Raw genomic sequence first — 14126 nt, forward strand, 5'->3', positions numbered from 1 at the left:
TTAAAATTTACTAAGAGTAATAAAAAAGATAAGAGGACTAAGTAGAGTGGTATCTCAGCCGTATAAGCGTGATAGTTTAGACAAGTGATACCAGGCGCGATTCCTATTGCATGCGAGACATTAGTGCAACATTGCAGTAATCTAAACCCCATTGCTGTTCGCAATCATGGGAAAGTGCTGCATAGCAATGCAAAATGCAGATTCATACATCGCTACAGGCATAAGATTCATATAGTATACACGGTACATCTTAATACGGATAGGTCAGGCAATACTCTTTGAAGTGATAGCTTTATTTGTGCCATCCTCAGGAGTAACGTTATGCTCTATAACAAAAGTATCTGTTAACCGCACTGTAACACGTTGAGGTACGTGTGAGATTGCAGCACTTGCTTGTATCATAGCTTTATCTGAAGTTGCAGCTTTTTCTTCAGGAGTACTATTACTTTTATCCGATATATCGATACTTCCTTGTGAAGTTTGGGTTTCTAGATCTTGTTTTTTGACGTAAATAACCGTTTCTTCTGAAGACGACGATAAGGACTCGACGTCTTCTTGTTCAAGAGAATTATCAAATACTGCACAAGGATCATGACCTATACAAGAGGTGCATCCTATAGTAAATCCTGCTATGCTGTCTCTTGCAGCTTTTACAATTGCTCTGGCGCGTTCATTACAATAAAAATCTTGTGTTTTTCCCGAGGATGAAGGTGCATGAATTCCACTTGATGTGCAATCTTGTATAGCATGTTGCGCTGCATGAATAGTGTCTTCTTTACTCTTTCGAGAGATATTACATAGTAGTTCGATTGCAATATCCAGTTCGACAAGATTTTTCTGGAAAGTACTATGATAACTTGAGATATCTTCTTCTTCAAGTGGGCTATCGTGCATGTTTTTGTGTATCTCCACAACGTGAACACTAATAGAGTCTTGTCCCTGTGCTCGGGATTTTGGTTGCAGAAACTGTGTTCTGCCGCGCACAGCAAGACTAGAATTTTCCTTCTCATACATTTGCAGCACTTGCGTGTCGTAGGGATTACTTTGTTCTTGATCATGCATGTGCCGGTATGTGTTCTCTATGCTTACTTTTTTGGGGAGTTGACTAGTTTTAGCTAGAATACCGTGTTTACTAGTAAAAGGTTGATGCTTAAACACGTCTTTTTCCGCTGCTGATGTCTTTTTTCTGAGTGAGCTTTTTCTTAAATGAAAGCGCACAGATTTTGAGCTGCTGGACTTCTGAACATAATTGCTAAACATCTTCTGTAAGGCGGTAACCTTTACTGGTACGCTATTCTGTTGCTTATCTTTAGGTTGCGTCCCCCCAGGGAATATTGGAATAGGGTGTGCAGCATAGTTGCTCAGAGTGCTGTGTTTCGACTTTTCCAAGCATCGTTGTGCGGATATTGCGGCCTTATTCAGTAGGATTAATATCTCTCCATGTTTATCATGATCAAGAACCCCATTGCAGTATCCCAAATGTTCACATACAGTTTTTAATTGGGCAATTACAATGTGGGTTTGAGAGAATCCTTCTACATCGTTATAGCACGAATTTATTGCCCGATTTAGGGACAGTGTAGTGTTACTCAATGTGATCATAATTTTCCGCACGCTATTATCGGCACTGTCGTGGAAATTAGAACACTTATAGAAGATTTCTTCTATGAGAGACTTACATTCAAACAGATATGTTTGTACTAATTCAATATCGCTGACTTCGCATACCGCTGGACCATCCAATGAAGCATAACGGTCTGCAGAGAGTATAAAGAGTTTAGCAGCTGTTATTGCTACTATGGAATTTGGCTGTCCAAGTGCTTGTCTAATAGAAGTATTGGCTTGATATGCTTGAAAGTTTGGAATAGCACCAGTCTCGATTGCCGAAGCTACGAGTTTTATGCCAAATTTTGTAATATATGCAACAATGAGCTTGTCATCGTCTGAAATGTCTCTTGTATTTACGAGACGGCTTAGAGAAGTAGCTGTGTTTATGCAGCTTAATAGGAATTCCTTTAGGCAATTGTGCCGCACGATAGTTGACTTCGCAATACTGTATGTCAACAACCTCAATGTACCCTGCAAGTTTGATAATGTGTTGAATACATGTAGTTCTTTCAGAGGCTCTGGCAGTAATATGGCTGTATTTTGAGTTGCATATACAATATCTGATATATTACAGAGCGCCTTCGATACGGTAAAATGGTAATCCTCTGTCATAATATCAGAAGAGGTGCTGTGAATCAGATGTAGCATAGCTGCGTGGCAATGCCTGACAATTGGCAAGATAATTGTTTCTGTTTCGGGAGATTGAGTGCTATTGTCCAAGAGATCGTGTATTGCATCCAATTCAGCATGACATTTTGTCCAGAGATTTTGTAAGAGCGCAGCTTGCACGCTTTCAGAGGTATCCTCTGGAGCATCTTGCAGGTTTTCAGGGAGCATGCTCTTACTATTCTTATTTACATAGTTGCACAATCCCTGTACGTCTAAGATTTTTTCAGTAATAAGATTGCGATCTAATGCCACAGGAGGCGAGGGAGATCCACTGGGTTCATAGATTAAGTGCCAATTCAAGGAATTACTTTCATCTAGATGTTGAGCAGGATGCCTTTCATCTAGCTGCTTTGGCCTAATACGTTCTTGCATTAATTTACAACGCAATACGTTGCCTTCACCTAATTCTTGAGATGCCCCAATACGGGATAATTTATTAGGAAAGTACAAATAATGCCTTTGGCGCGGTGCATTCTCTGGGCTTCGGGCGTTTTTTAATCCCAAAAAGTTTATAACCCACTTCCTCATGATATCTCCTAATAAATTAGGTAATAACGCAAATTATGCTTATTTTTTAATATATTGCTACAAAAAATAATGTTACCTGCTAAATAGTGTGAAATTTCGTGTGTGTTTATGAGAGAACACTAGATCTCAATATATGGAGGAGCGCAGTTTTTGCGATTTAAGAGTTGAATTTTGAGTATGGTAATAGTGTTATAAAAATACAAAAATAACGCTGAAAGTATGTGTCCTTTCAAACTTGGAGTAACAGTTAAAGAGAGGGAATTCTGTAAGGGGTTTGTAATAATTGTGGATTACCTGATGCATGAAATCCTCAAATTGCAGTATCTTTTAAAGTAGCTGCATTTGTTTATAGAGCCCGATATTATATGGTGTATGTATTGGCTTTTTGCATTCAGTCACGCATTAGAGATGTTCGTTGTAATATGGTGGAGCATATTCATATGAGAGCTGCTATGTAATTATAGTAAAGAACGTGTTTCTAGAAAACCATATCTATTGCTCTAAGTGGAAGAATGTTCTTTTGTTGGGTGAGGGAGAATATGTAGGATGTTCTATGGCAAGGGTTGCTTATGTAGCTTCAAAGCCGTATGCAATCACATATGCTTGCCAAATATGCTGTAGAAGGGGGATTTTTTCGTATTCTTGGTAGCTTTTAGAGCTAGTAGTATGTAATCCCACTTGTGTTGTTATGAGCTGCAGCATACTTGTACCTGGTAGACTCTTTATTTCCTTAATTCTTCAGTGTATTGGCATTTTTAGCTTTTATGTCTATTTGTGAGAGCGTAAGAGCATGAAGCGTTTTGATGCTTATAGAAGGACTTATTACACAGTAAGTTGGTTATTAGTGGATTGGCTGCTCTTGCCAAAGTATGTAACCTAATACGCTGAGCGTAGAGCAATTTTATACTATATTGTGAGTGCTATAGCTTTATTAGAGAATGTGTTCTTATAAAGGGCTATTCTGAGAAGCAAGAGCCCATAAATTTATCGTAGATCATCTCCAAATGATAATCTCCTATGAGATCGTCATTATAGTAGGATGGCTATTAGTCGCGCGTGATAAAGAATTTTAATAAAATGTCTCTCTGCGCACCTTTGAACTATCATAAGAAATAAAAGTATATTTTGGGTATATCTATCGTGCTTTAAACCAATGGATAATGTGGCTGGAGATATAACGAAACTTAGAAAGGTGATGTGTTATATAAATACTGTAATGCACGTATAATAGAGGTGTGCATGAACTTTTAACATGTGATGATTGCCTCAAATGAATCAGCTGGATTAGGCATAGCTTTACTGTGCATGAAGGCTGGTTTATCGGATGAGGTGCATGATTCGTGAGCCTATGAGTAGGTTGTTTATTTAGTGATATTAATAACGTATGTAATGATTTGACCTATATTGTTAAGTAATAGAGTTTGTATGATAAATAAGAAAATATAGATTGCGCCATATACCTATATTATGATAGAAGCAGTGTTGCTGCGTTATCATCTCCGGCACAGCCTGGTGTAGGGATATTGTTCAATGAAAGTGCGCGGTGTTGTGAATAGTTAGGGGCGTAGTGTTAGGTGCCCTTTTGAGACCTTTAGAAAGCCGATAGTAAGGGATTAAAAATACTAAACTGAACTAAGATAATACCAGTAAGTTTTTTAGTGTCTTTATTTGTCCAATAGCAGCGTTTATAGCGAACCGTATGTGAGATTATAAAAAGTTAATTAATATGTATGATATACTGATAGGTTATACTAGTATTTCATATGTCATAGGCTTTCAGCTTGTGTAAATGAATCGCATAGGAAAGGATAAAAATGCGAGATGACGGCCTTGTTTGACATGCCTAAAATACGTGATAGAATTGGGCTCTCTTTGTATAGCGACGGGTTATTGTATGTACGGTATAGAAAGTTATGGGTTGACTATAACTGGTGGTGCGGTCAATAAAATAAAGTCTGTCTTAGAAAGAGAGGGACATCCGTCTTTGCTGAGGTTATCTGTGCAGGGTGGTGGCTGTGCTGGGTTTAAGTATGAGTTCACTACTGAGAGTATTAGAGATGGCCTTATTGGTAGAAGTGATGGTGATGATGACTCAGAGTTTGACATAGATGATGAGGAAGAAGAGGAGGATGAAGATGGGCATGATGAGGTGCGAGGAGGGTCTGATCTCGTGCTTTCAGATGACTCTGGCGCTCCTATTTTGCTGATTGATCGTCATTCTAAGAAGTTTCTGAAGAACTCCACTATAGACTATGTAGAAGATATGAATGGGTCAAGGTTCGTGGTGAATAACCCTGGTGTAAAGTTTGGTTGTGGCTGTGGGAACAGTTTTTCGTTGTGAGAAGAAAGCGCCTCTTGGTTCAGTGCTGAAGGGGAAGAGGAGCGCTGTCGTTGAGTTAATCAAGGTATTGTTGGTAGCGTTAGTAGCGGTTGGTTGCTTCCGTAGTTTCGTTATAGAGCCTTTTCATATACCGTCTGGTTCAATGAAGAGTACTCTTTTGGTGGGTGATTATTTATTTGTTGGAAAGTATAGCTACGGTTACGGGCGCTATTCCACGGTTCTCACGCCCATTTTGTCGAGGATTCCTTTTTTGACTCTTAAGGGGAGGGTGTTATATACCCCTCCAAAAGCTGGTGATGTGGTGGTATTCAGGTTGCCTTCGGATCCGAGTACTAGTTATATAAAAAGGGTGATTGGTCTTCCTGGGGATAGTGTACAGATTAAAAATGGGCATCTGTATATAAATGGGAAGGAGATGCACTATGAAGTCGTGGGAGATTTCATGGACGGAGACAGAGCGGTGCGTCGGTATGTTGAGACTTTGTACAATGGCAAGTCATATGAGATATTAGATGAGCGTGAAAATAGTTCATTAGATAATACTCCTGTATATAAGGTGCCGCCTGGGCATATTTTTGTGCTTGGTGATAATAGGGATGATTCTCGGGATAGTCGCTTTGTAACAGAAGTTGGGAATATCCCAATTGATAACATTATAGGAAAGGCGCTTATAGTTGTTCTTTCTTTTCAGGGTAGTGATGGCTGGTTTCCATTCAAGATTAGGGCGGATAGAATCTTACATAAGGTGCGATAAAATGTTATATTGTGTGCAGTTTGGGAGAAGGGTCATAAGGCTGGTATCTGCAACTGTGCACGGTTTCTTTTTGACGCTTCTGGCAATGTTTAAGCCCAAAGTTACGTTGCGGTATCCGCATGAGAAGGGGCCTTTGAGTACTAGATTCCGTGGTGAGCATGCATTGCGTAGGTATGAAAGTGGAGAAGAGAGGTGTATAGCCTGTAAGCTCTGTGAGGCCATTTGTCCAGCTCAAGCTATAACGATAGAGGCGGAAGAAAGGAGTGACGGTAGCCGCAGGACTACAAGGTACGACATAGATATGACGAAGTGTATATACTGCGGATTTTGTCAGGAGGCATGTCCAGTTGATGCTATTGTTGAGGGGCCTAACTTCGAGTACTCTACGGAGACAAGGGAAGAGTTGATGTATAACAAGGAAAAGCTTCTAGCGAACGGAGACATTTGGGAAGAGGCTTTACGCTATCGGATTAAGAAGAACCAGCCTTACTATTAGTTTTCATTTGTGGCTTTGTGGTTTGGGGCGGTATAGCTACTGAGGTAGTTACTGTTCTATATCAGTATGGTGCTAGTTTAGTTTGGAGTGTTTCCCTATATTTTTCATTTAAGAAGTCGCTGCTTTGTATGAATGTAGATCTTTTGTGAAGAAGGTTTTTGCTATTCTTGGAAATAAGTAAGCGCTTCACGCAGCGGGATTACTGTAAAAAGGCTGCTATATGCATATCTTGCTCTTGTAAGTGAAATTTTCTGTTACAGGGATTTAGATAACGCAGCTGATTCTGCCAATATGGGACTCATGGTGCTAGGGAGAGAGGACGGAGTAGCATCGCATCATTTGGAGACAAGGCGCAGGCTACGGTGGAAGCGCAGTGTAGCGGTTTTGATGCGACTAAGGATTCTACACTATTGTTTAGCAAGTTTGTTGAAGGTGTAAAGATTGGCGAACTGTTGTCTTATTGGGAAAGTTACAGTTCTGTCTTGACGTAAATCTTTTAAGGTTGAAGTTTTTCCTAAGTGTGAGAAGGGAATGCAGATATTTCTACGAGTGGTTTGGCAATTTGTGTCCAGAATATACAGAAGCTTCAGGAGAAGAATGGCCACAGAATTTTAGGGTTATGCTATACGTAGGTGCTATTTCAAATCACGAGCTGATATTTGTTATGCCCTCCATCAAGGGGAGCAGAAAGTAGTAGTCATTCTGTGAACAAGTAGTGGAACATAATACACAAATCCACATCTTATCAAGTGTGTCCTGAGATATTATGAATCAATTGTGAACTGTGTCGAGTGGGTGGTAGAAGCCAGGAGGCATTTCATTTAGGATTACTATGCTTGTGCAGATTTAGAAGGAAGATGTGCAATCATGACATCGTACATGTAGTAAATACACCTACTAAAAAAGCATATTGAAGTTTTTTGGATGCTGGTCAAGTTTCAGCACACTTCTTTATCAATAAACATAGAAAAGTACTAGAACGTCTGATAGGCCGAAGTGTTGCTAAACTCATCATGCGATGCAAAAGATGTAATTTGAGAAGTATAGAAAGTATCTCGCAGACGCTGGAAAAGCTGTATGTGAATACCTAGCTTTGCATAGGAAGACTTCTCGCAGCAATGCTGCACGAATATTGAGAAAATCCGCATCCAACCCATAGAAAATCTCTTAACATTCTGCTAAGGAAGTACATCCCAAAGATACTGGAAAAATAGCAAGTGAATATCTAGCTTCATATAGGAATACTTCTCATTGTACTGCTGGAATGAATAATGAGAAAATTTCAACTCAAGCTATAGAGAATTTTGGATGATACCTTTCCATTGAGTAAGTCTTGACAGTACCTTTCAGATGCAGGAAAAAACGATATGTGAATACCTAGCTGCGGATAGAAAAATTCCACCGGATGCTAAGCGAATATTGAGAGATCTCAGCATAACCGATAAAATTTCAGATATATACATTACATCCATAAAGCAGGAGAATGCCTCTTCCGCATCGGCTTGAGCAATGCTTTATAATGGGCGCAGCGGTGATGCCTCAGGTTAAGAGCATCGCACCCAACACTAGGTACATTGTGAATCACACTGTAAAAACGCACTATGCCATTTTTTCAGGTAGAGTTTTAGATCAGCCCTGTAAGAATATGCTGAGATCTTTCTCATCTGTTACTTGAGTATATCCTGCTACTTTAGCATCTGTAATACTGTCTCTTAAGGAGTACTCCAAAGTGCTAAGTAGCGTTTGCTTCTTTATAAAGTCTTCCCACTTTAATATGGCTTCATATGTTTCACTGTCGCATGTATACACGCACACTTTAGCAAGGCTCAGCATGTCTAGGTCGCATTGTTTCCGGCCTTGTTGAATATATCTCACTATGTCTCGAGCAATTCCTTCAAGCAGCAGATCTTTAGTAAGCTCAGGGTCGATAGTGACGATGCCAACAGTCTGTCCACTTGAGATAATAGGGCATGAGTACTCATTGCGTACCTTCAAGCTCATGGAAAACTCATCAGCATGAAAGATGTACTGCTCATTTTTTGCACTGCCTAACGACAATTCACCACTAGGAAGCATTTCCCATACTCCAGCTTTCACTAGAGGAATGATCTCCTTGATTTTTTCAGGGATCCTTTTACCAAGTAATGGGAAGTTGAGTTTTAAGTCAAAAAATGCAACATCTTGGACATTATCGCACATCACAAGTTCCTTGATGTTTAGCTCACTCAAGATCACATTTTTGTATTCTGTAGGAAGAGATGACAATGCTGCACAATTATAAACATGTATTTTCATGCTGCTCAGTGGCTGTCTAATTCTCAGATTGTGAATGTTTCTCAAAGACAAAGCATGGCTACATATATCCATTACAAGCTGCATATTTTCAGCGTTTTTGACATGCTCTTCCTGAACTTGCAAAGCATTTGGAGCGGGAAAATCTGACAGATGTACAGATTCTTCCTGTTGAAAATCCAACCCTAACCAAATAGCTTCTGATATGAACGGCAAGAAAGGAGCAATCACTCTGCTAAAGTAGTACAGTACTGTATACAACGTGTTATATGCATCAAATTTATCTTGTGTTTTCTCAGTAGCCCAAAATCTTTCGCGACAGCGGCGGATATACCAGTTATTTAACTTGTCGGAGAATTGCACTATAGCAGTGCATGCAAGCTTTATGTCATAAGGGTCATGCCCTTCAATAGATTCCATAGCACTCAGCACGCTTTGCACCAAGTGCATACATTCATGGAGGATGTACTTATCCATGATATTATTTAAGCCGTCTAAGCTATCGAGCACACGTGCACGTATCTTGTCTGCATTTGCATATACTGTGAAAAAGCTGTAACTATTCCATATTGGCTTAACAACGTTCTTCAGCACATCACGGATTACTTGACCATCTTGATCTAGCAGTAGATCTCCCCCAGTTGATACGGAGCTAGAAAGCAACATGAACCGCAGTGAATCAGCACCAAACCTTTCGAATACTTCCATAGGGTCAAGGTAGTTATTTAACCTCTTTGATAGCTTTTGCCCTTGTATATCGAGTATCACTCCATGACATATGCAACTCTCAAATGGGTGTTTATCAAATATACCCGTTGAGAGAACAAACAATGTATAGAACCACCCTCTGGTTTGCGCTATATACTCAGTTATAAAATCTGCAGGGAAATTTTCTTCAAACAGTTCCTTGTTTTCAAAAGGGTAATGCACCTGTGCAAAAGGCATTGATCCTGATTCAAACCAGCAATCCAATACATCAGGTACTCTTCTCATCATAGACTTGCCAGAAGGATCATCAGGGTTGGGGCGTACCAAATCGTCTATATAAGGACGATGTAAGTCATCTATTGGACCAAAGTCTTCTTCCAGAGCCCGTACATTAGGGAGTACTTTTTTAATGGAGCCATATACGTCAATTCTTGGGTATTTTGGATCATCACTCTTCCATACAGGTACAGGAGCGCCCCAGAACCTATTTCTAGAAATAGACCAATCTCTGATCCCTTCTAACCACTTGCCAAACTGACCATCTCTGACATTATCAGGTATCCAATTTACTCCTTTATTGAGCTGCATCATGCGCTCTTTCAGCTTAGTCACTTCAATGTACCAAGATGGCATTGCGCGATATATGAGCGGGGTATCAGTCCTCCAACAGTGGGGATAGCTATGTGTATATGTACTTGTCTCCAGCCAAGAACCACGTTCTTTAAGATACATAATAACCTTATCAGTTGCGTCGAACACGTGACATCCCGCAAAGTCCGATATGGCTGCAGTATACACACCCGCGTCATCTATAGGACATATTATAGATAAGAGTTGTGAGACATTGCCATCTACGCTTGGGACGCTGTGCTTTTGGCACAATATAAAGTCATCTTCCCCAAATCCAGGCGCAATATGAACTATGCCTGTCCCAGTACCTTCTGTTACGAAATCAGCACCCAGTATTCTGAATGCATTTTTCTGATCGGCAAAATAAGGAAATAGGGGGTTGTACGCAAGTGATACAAGATCTTGTCCAGTGAGCTTGCAAACCTCAGTGTATTCTTGATTAATTCTCTTACAGTAATGCTGAAAGTGTTCTACATATCCCTCGGAGAATATCAACATTTCTTTTCCAAGAGAAGCAGCAACATAAGACATTTTTGGATTGACGGCTAACGCGAAATTTGCAACCAAAGTCCATGGGGTTGTAGTCCATGCGAGGATTTTACATGATTCAATATGAGGAGGTATAAATGATGGTTTATCTCGCAGTTCAAATTTAGCTACTATTGTTTTACTAACCTTTTCACGGTATGCATTGTCTAGTTTCGTTTCAAAATTTGACAACGGAGTCTGACAAGCCCAACTATAAGGCACTACCCTAAGGGATTCATATACGAGTCCCCTATCCCAAAGTTTGTAAAACGCCCACATGACTGATTCCATGAAGTCTTTATCCATGGTTTTGTAGCCATTATCAAAGTCTACCCAGCGGGCTTGTCTGGTTACGTATTCCTTCCATTTTTGGGTAAACCTCATGATCGAGTTACGACAGTTGGCATTAAATTTTTCAATGCCAAATTCTTCGATTTTTGTTCTTCCAGAAACATTAAGCTCTTTTTCACTTAGCATTTCGACTGGTAAGCCGTGGCAATCCCACCCAAACCTCCTATCCACTCGAAATCCTCTCATGCTCTTATAGCGCGCAACTGCATCTTTAATAAAGCCGGTTAAGAGATGCCCATAGTGAGGCAAGCCATTAGCGAAAGGAGGGCCATCATAGAATACAAAACGTCTAGTTTTTGGTTTATTCTCAACTGATTTCTCAAATATTTTATTTTTATCCCAATATTCAAGAATGTCCCGTTCAATTGAGGCAAATTCAGGATTTCCACTAACCTTGGGATAATACTTCACTTCTTTCCTCACTAAAGCCCCTGAGGAGGAAAGCATATTATTTTTTTCAACCATTGAAAATAGATTTTTCCTATGGAGGGGGAAATGAGATTACTATAACCTATGGTGATACATCTAAATTGCTGTTTTACTCAACTTTTCTGTTTCAAGGCATTTTCAATGGATAAACATGAAGTGGATATCTAGTACTGGGTACAAACTTCAGATAAAGTAAAGTCCGGCGTTTTAGCAATTGTTGATATTATATTTTGTACCAGTGGTTCAGTTTTTAAACAGCTGATAATGCGTGGGTCTCAAAAGACGGACTCTTTTTTCAGTTATACATTGATAAGCTAGTGTTTTAGTTGTTACTGATGCAATTCGCATTGTTTGCTGAAAATCTGTATTGCCAAAATTTCTGGTGATTAGTTTGTGAATGTTTCAGAGTACGTGTATCATCGGCTTGTGAATTATAGTTGAGAGGTAATTATGGTAGTTAGAGAAGGGGATAAGGCGCCGGGGTTCAAAGAGGAAGAGGGAGTAGTGTTTCCTATTTTGGCATCTTATTATGGGAATAAGAACGTAGTGCTATATTTTTATCCGAAAGATGATACTCCAGGATGTACCAAAGAGGCTGAAGGCTTTCGTGATGCTAATGACAAGTTTGCAAATCTAAATACCGCTGTTGTAGGGGTGTCTAGGGATAGCATAACCTCACACGAAAATTTCAAAAAAAAGTACCAGTTGCCTTTTGAGCTTATTGCTGATGAAGAAGCTATTTTGGCAAAAGCATATGGCGTATGGGTAGAAAAGAGCATGTTTGGGAAGTGTTATATGGGCATTGAACGATCAACTTTCTTGATAGATAAATGCGGTATTCTCAAGAGGATATGGAGGAATGTTAAAGTACATGATCATGTTGATACTGTATTAAAAGCGGTAAATGAGCTTTAGTAGTTTCTAGAAAAGCAATTATACTTTATGGTTTTCAAAAAGAAGCCCGTAAAAATCAGGCTATATTACAGCGATAGCGCACTGAATAAGGGTGAAAAGGTCCTCTTGCGTTCTGATCAAGCTCATTACATAAGAGACGTGATGAGAGTGAGGATATCAGATGCTGTTGTACTCTTTGATGGTGTAACAGGAGATTGGTTCGCTACTATTTCAGAAATATCTCGTAAGAAAGTAGAGGTGCGGGTTGAACACCTGGTTAGTGAATATGTAAAGAGCAGGGATCTTATGCTTTGCATTGCGCTTGTAAAGCAGGATACCATGCGTAGTGTTGTGCGACAAGCAACAGAGATGGGAGTAACGCAAATTCAGCCCATTCGTACGGAATATTCTGTAGTTAGTGATATAAATGTGCAAAAGTGTCGCCAATGGGCAATAGAGGCTGCTGAACAGTGTGAAAGGCAAGATATTCCGGAGATTGCATCGGTCATGGAATTTACGCATCTCAATGACCTTGGTAAGAAATTGGTACTATGTGATGAAACGGGTAAAGGAAGAATGCCTGCTGAGGTGCTGCGTAGTAAGGAGAACTTGGGCATCATAATTGGTCCAGAAGGGGGTTTTTCCGAGAGAGAGCTTGTCTGTGCAGAGAGTTTTTGTGAAAAGATGTCTTTGGGGCATAGGATTCTAAGAGTTGATACGGCAGTTGTGGCAGCTCTTGCATACGTGAATGAGTACTATATCTCATAGGTATTATTTCAGAGGTACTATCTACTGTATAATGAGCTGTTGTTGTGCTTATAAAGCGTCTAACAGCATGCATAATCTGGTATAAATACGGATTGATTATGGCACTGAGGCGTGTTGTATGTACTATCACCTGTTGAGGTTAGCGAGGAGTAGTTCTTATATGTCAAGGTATCGCTACAGTGTGGAGAAACATGCATTACATTGTGCAGCATTAAAAGTATTATGGTGACATGTGATATGGAGAAATCGCCAATGGTTAATAGAGGTTGCTGAACTATATGAAATGCATATTCATTGGTGCTCTATAGCATTTATGTATACCCCAAGATGTTAAGGGGCATATGTCAGTGTTGGTTGTTTGATCCAGAGCGACAGTGCCTTCTTATAGTTGTATTTGAAATATCCAGCTATGATGCCCTAAGTGAGTAGGGATCTTGCATGGCATTTGCGCATCTCAGTAAAGGTAGTCAGTACTATGTGATGAGACGGACAAAGGAAGAATGCCCGCCTAGGTGTCGTGTAGTAAGGAGAACTTGGGAATAACAATTTGTTCAGAAGGGGACTCTTCTGAGGGAGAGCGCTTGTGTGCGTAGAGTTTTTGCGAGAAGACGTCTCTCTAGGCCTCATGATAGGTGGTACTATGCGAATGCAGTAGTGAAGAATAATAAATTTTGGGAGTATATGGAAATTTGTTCCTTCACTGTGTATAGCATGTCTTTCATTTCAAGCGCTATGATCTTGCGTATACTCGTTTTATGATCATGTATTAGGCGCTCTGCAAGAGACTCTGTGACGGTATATGGCTTCCTATGTTTTAAAGCTGCTAGCGCGAATTGACAGATGCCCCATATGGAAGATATGGCATTAAGGTATGTATTCTTGGTGCGCGTAGCAAGTATAACTCGGCTTTAAAAGAAATTATCTTTTTATTTTGTTATGTAACTTTGTTGCTCAGCAATGAAAACACGAGCTTTTATAGTTAGATTTGTGAAGTGTTATGTTCATAAAAGCATTAAGAACTGTCCGGGAAATTCTTAATTTACAATGGCAAGAATTGTATGAGCGTGATACAATTCAACAGCTCTGTCTTATGGGTCGGGTTGTAGATTCCTAGTTAGAGGTAGGGTGTG

8 protein-coding genes are annotated in these 14126 nt (G+C 39.8%); 6 read left to right on the forward strand and 2 right to left on the reverse strand.

Translation table 11 applies throughout. The features are described 5' to 3' along the window. Positions 1 to 264 precede the first annotated feature (264 nt). Positions 265 to 2805, reverse strand: a complete 2541-nt coding sequence (locus tag APHWEB_RS04600) for a hypothetical protein (protein WP_020849345.1) — start codon at positions 2803 to 2805, stop codon at positions 265 to 267. Positions 2806 to 4699: 1894 nt separating this feature from the next. Between APHWEB_RS04600 and APHWEB_RS04605 the strand changes: the two genes are divergently transcribed. The 4 genes from APHWEB_RS04605 to APHWEB_RS06725 all read left to right on the forward strand — a co-directional run bounded on the left by APHWEB_RS04605 (position 4700) and on the right by APHWEB_RS06725 (position 7090). After that, positions 4700 to 5146: a HesB/IscA family protein gene (locus APHWEB_RS04605; protein ID WP_011450899.1), complete on the forward strand. Its 447-nt coding sequence runs from the start codon at positions 4700 to 4702 to the stop codon at positions 5144 to 5146. 22 nt (positions 5147 to 5168) lie between these two features. Continuing rightward, positions 5169 to 5900 (forward strand): signal peptidase I, encoded by a 732-nt coding sequence (gene lepB, locus APHWEB_RS04610; protein WP_011450898.1) that lies wholly within the window; start codon positions 5169 to 5171, stop codon positions 5898 to 5900. A gap of 1 nt (position 5901) precedes the next feature. After that, positions 5902 to 6396 carry an NADH-quinone oxidoreductase subunit NuoI gene (nuoI, locus tag APHWEB_RS04615; protein WP_011450897.1) on the forward strand — a complete coding sequence of 165 codons (495 nt, stop codon included), beginning with the start codon at positions 5902 to 5904 and terminating at the stop codon, positions 6394 to 6396. A 460-nt stretch (positions 6397 to 6856) separates the two neighbouring features. Further along, entirely contained in the window at positions 6857 to 7090 is a 234-nt protein-coding gene (locus tag APHWEB_RS06725; protein WP_020848970.1) for a hypothetical protein, read from the forward strand. A 935-nt stretch (positions 7091 to 8025) separates the two neighbouring features. On the opposite strand, the gene ileS is transcribed toward APHWEB_RS06725, so the two are convergent. Further along, the gene (gene ileS, locus APHWEB_RS04625) at positions 8026 to 11316 is read right to left on the reverse strand and encodes an isoleucine--tRNA ligase (protein WP_011450892.1); all 3291 of its coding nucleotides are present in this window, start codon (positions 11314 to 11316) and stop codon (positions 8026 to 8028) included. A 468-nt stretch (positions 11317 to 11784) separates the two neighbouring features. Between ileS and APHWEB_RS04630 the strand changes: the two genes are divergently transcribed. Both APHWEB_RS04630 and APHWEB_RS04635 read left to right on the forward strand, forming a co-directional pair. Further along, positions 11785 to 12249: a peroxiredoxin gene (locus APHWEB_RS04630; RefSeq protein ID WP_011450891.1), complete on the forward strand. Its 465-nt coding sequence runs from the start codon at positions 11785 to 11787 to the stop codon at positions 12247 to 12249. A gap of 27 nt (positions 12250 to 12276) precedes the next feature. Beyond that, complete coding sequence (locus APHWEB_RS04635; protein ID WP_011450890.1) at positions 12277 to 12996, forward strand: 16S rRNA (uracil(1498)-N(3))-methyltransferase; 720 nt, start codon at positions 12277 to 12279, stop codon at positions 12994 to 12996. Positions 12997 to 14126: the final 1130 nt, after the last annotated feature.

It is taken from the genome of Anaplasma phagocytophilum str. Webster, from assembly GCF_000964685.1.
GTDB lineage: Bacteria > Pseudomonadota > Alphaproteobacteria > Rickettsiales > Anaplasmataceae > Anaplasma > Anaplasma phagocytophilum.

Bases quoted from the DNA above. Each gene is read 5' to 3' on its own strand.
- APHWEB_RS04600 (WP_020849345.1), bottom strand. From the start codon at position 2,805: ATGAGGAAGTGGGTTATAAACTTTTTGGGATTAAAAAACGCCCGAAGC.
- APHWEB_RS04605 (WP_011450899.1), top strand. From the start codon at position 4,700: ATGTACGGTATAGAAAGTTATGGGTTGACTATAACTGGTGGTGCGGTC.
- nuoI (WP_011450897.1), top strand. From the start codon at position 5,902: ATGTTATATTGTGTGCAGTTTGGGAGAAGGGTCATAAGGCTGGTATCT.
- APHWEB_RS04630 (WP_011450891.1), top strand. From the start codon at position 11,785: ATGGTAGTTAGAGAAGGGGATAAGGCGCCGGGGTTCAAAGAGGAAGAG.
- APHWEB_RS04635 (WP_011450890.1), top strand. From the start codon at position 12,277: ATGGTTTTCAAAAAGAAGCCCGTAAAAATCAGGCTATATTACAGCGAT.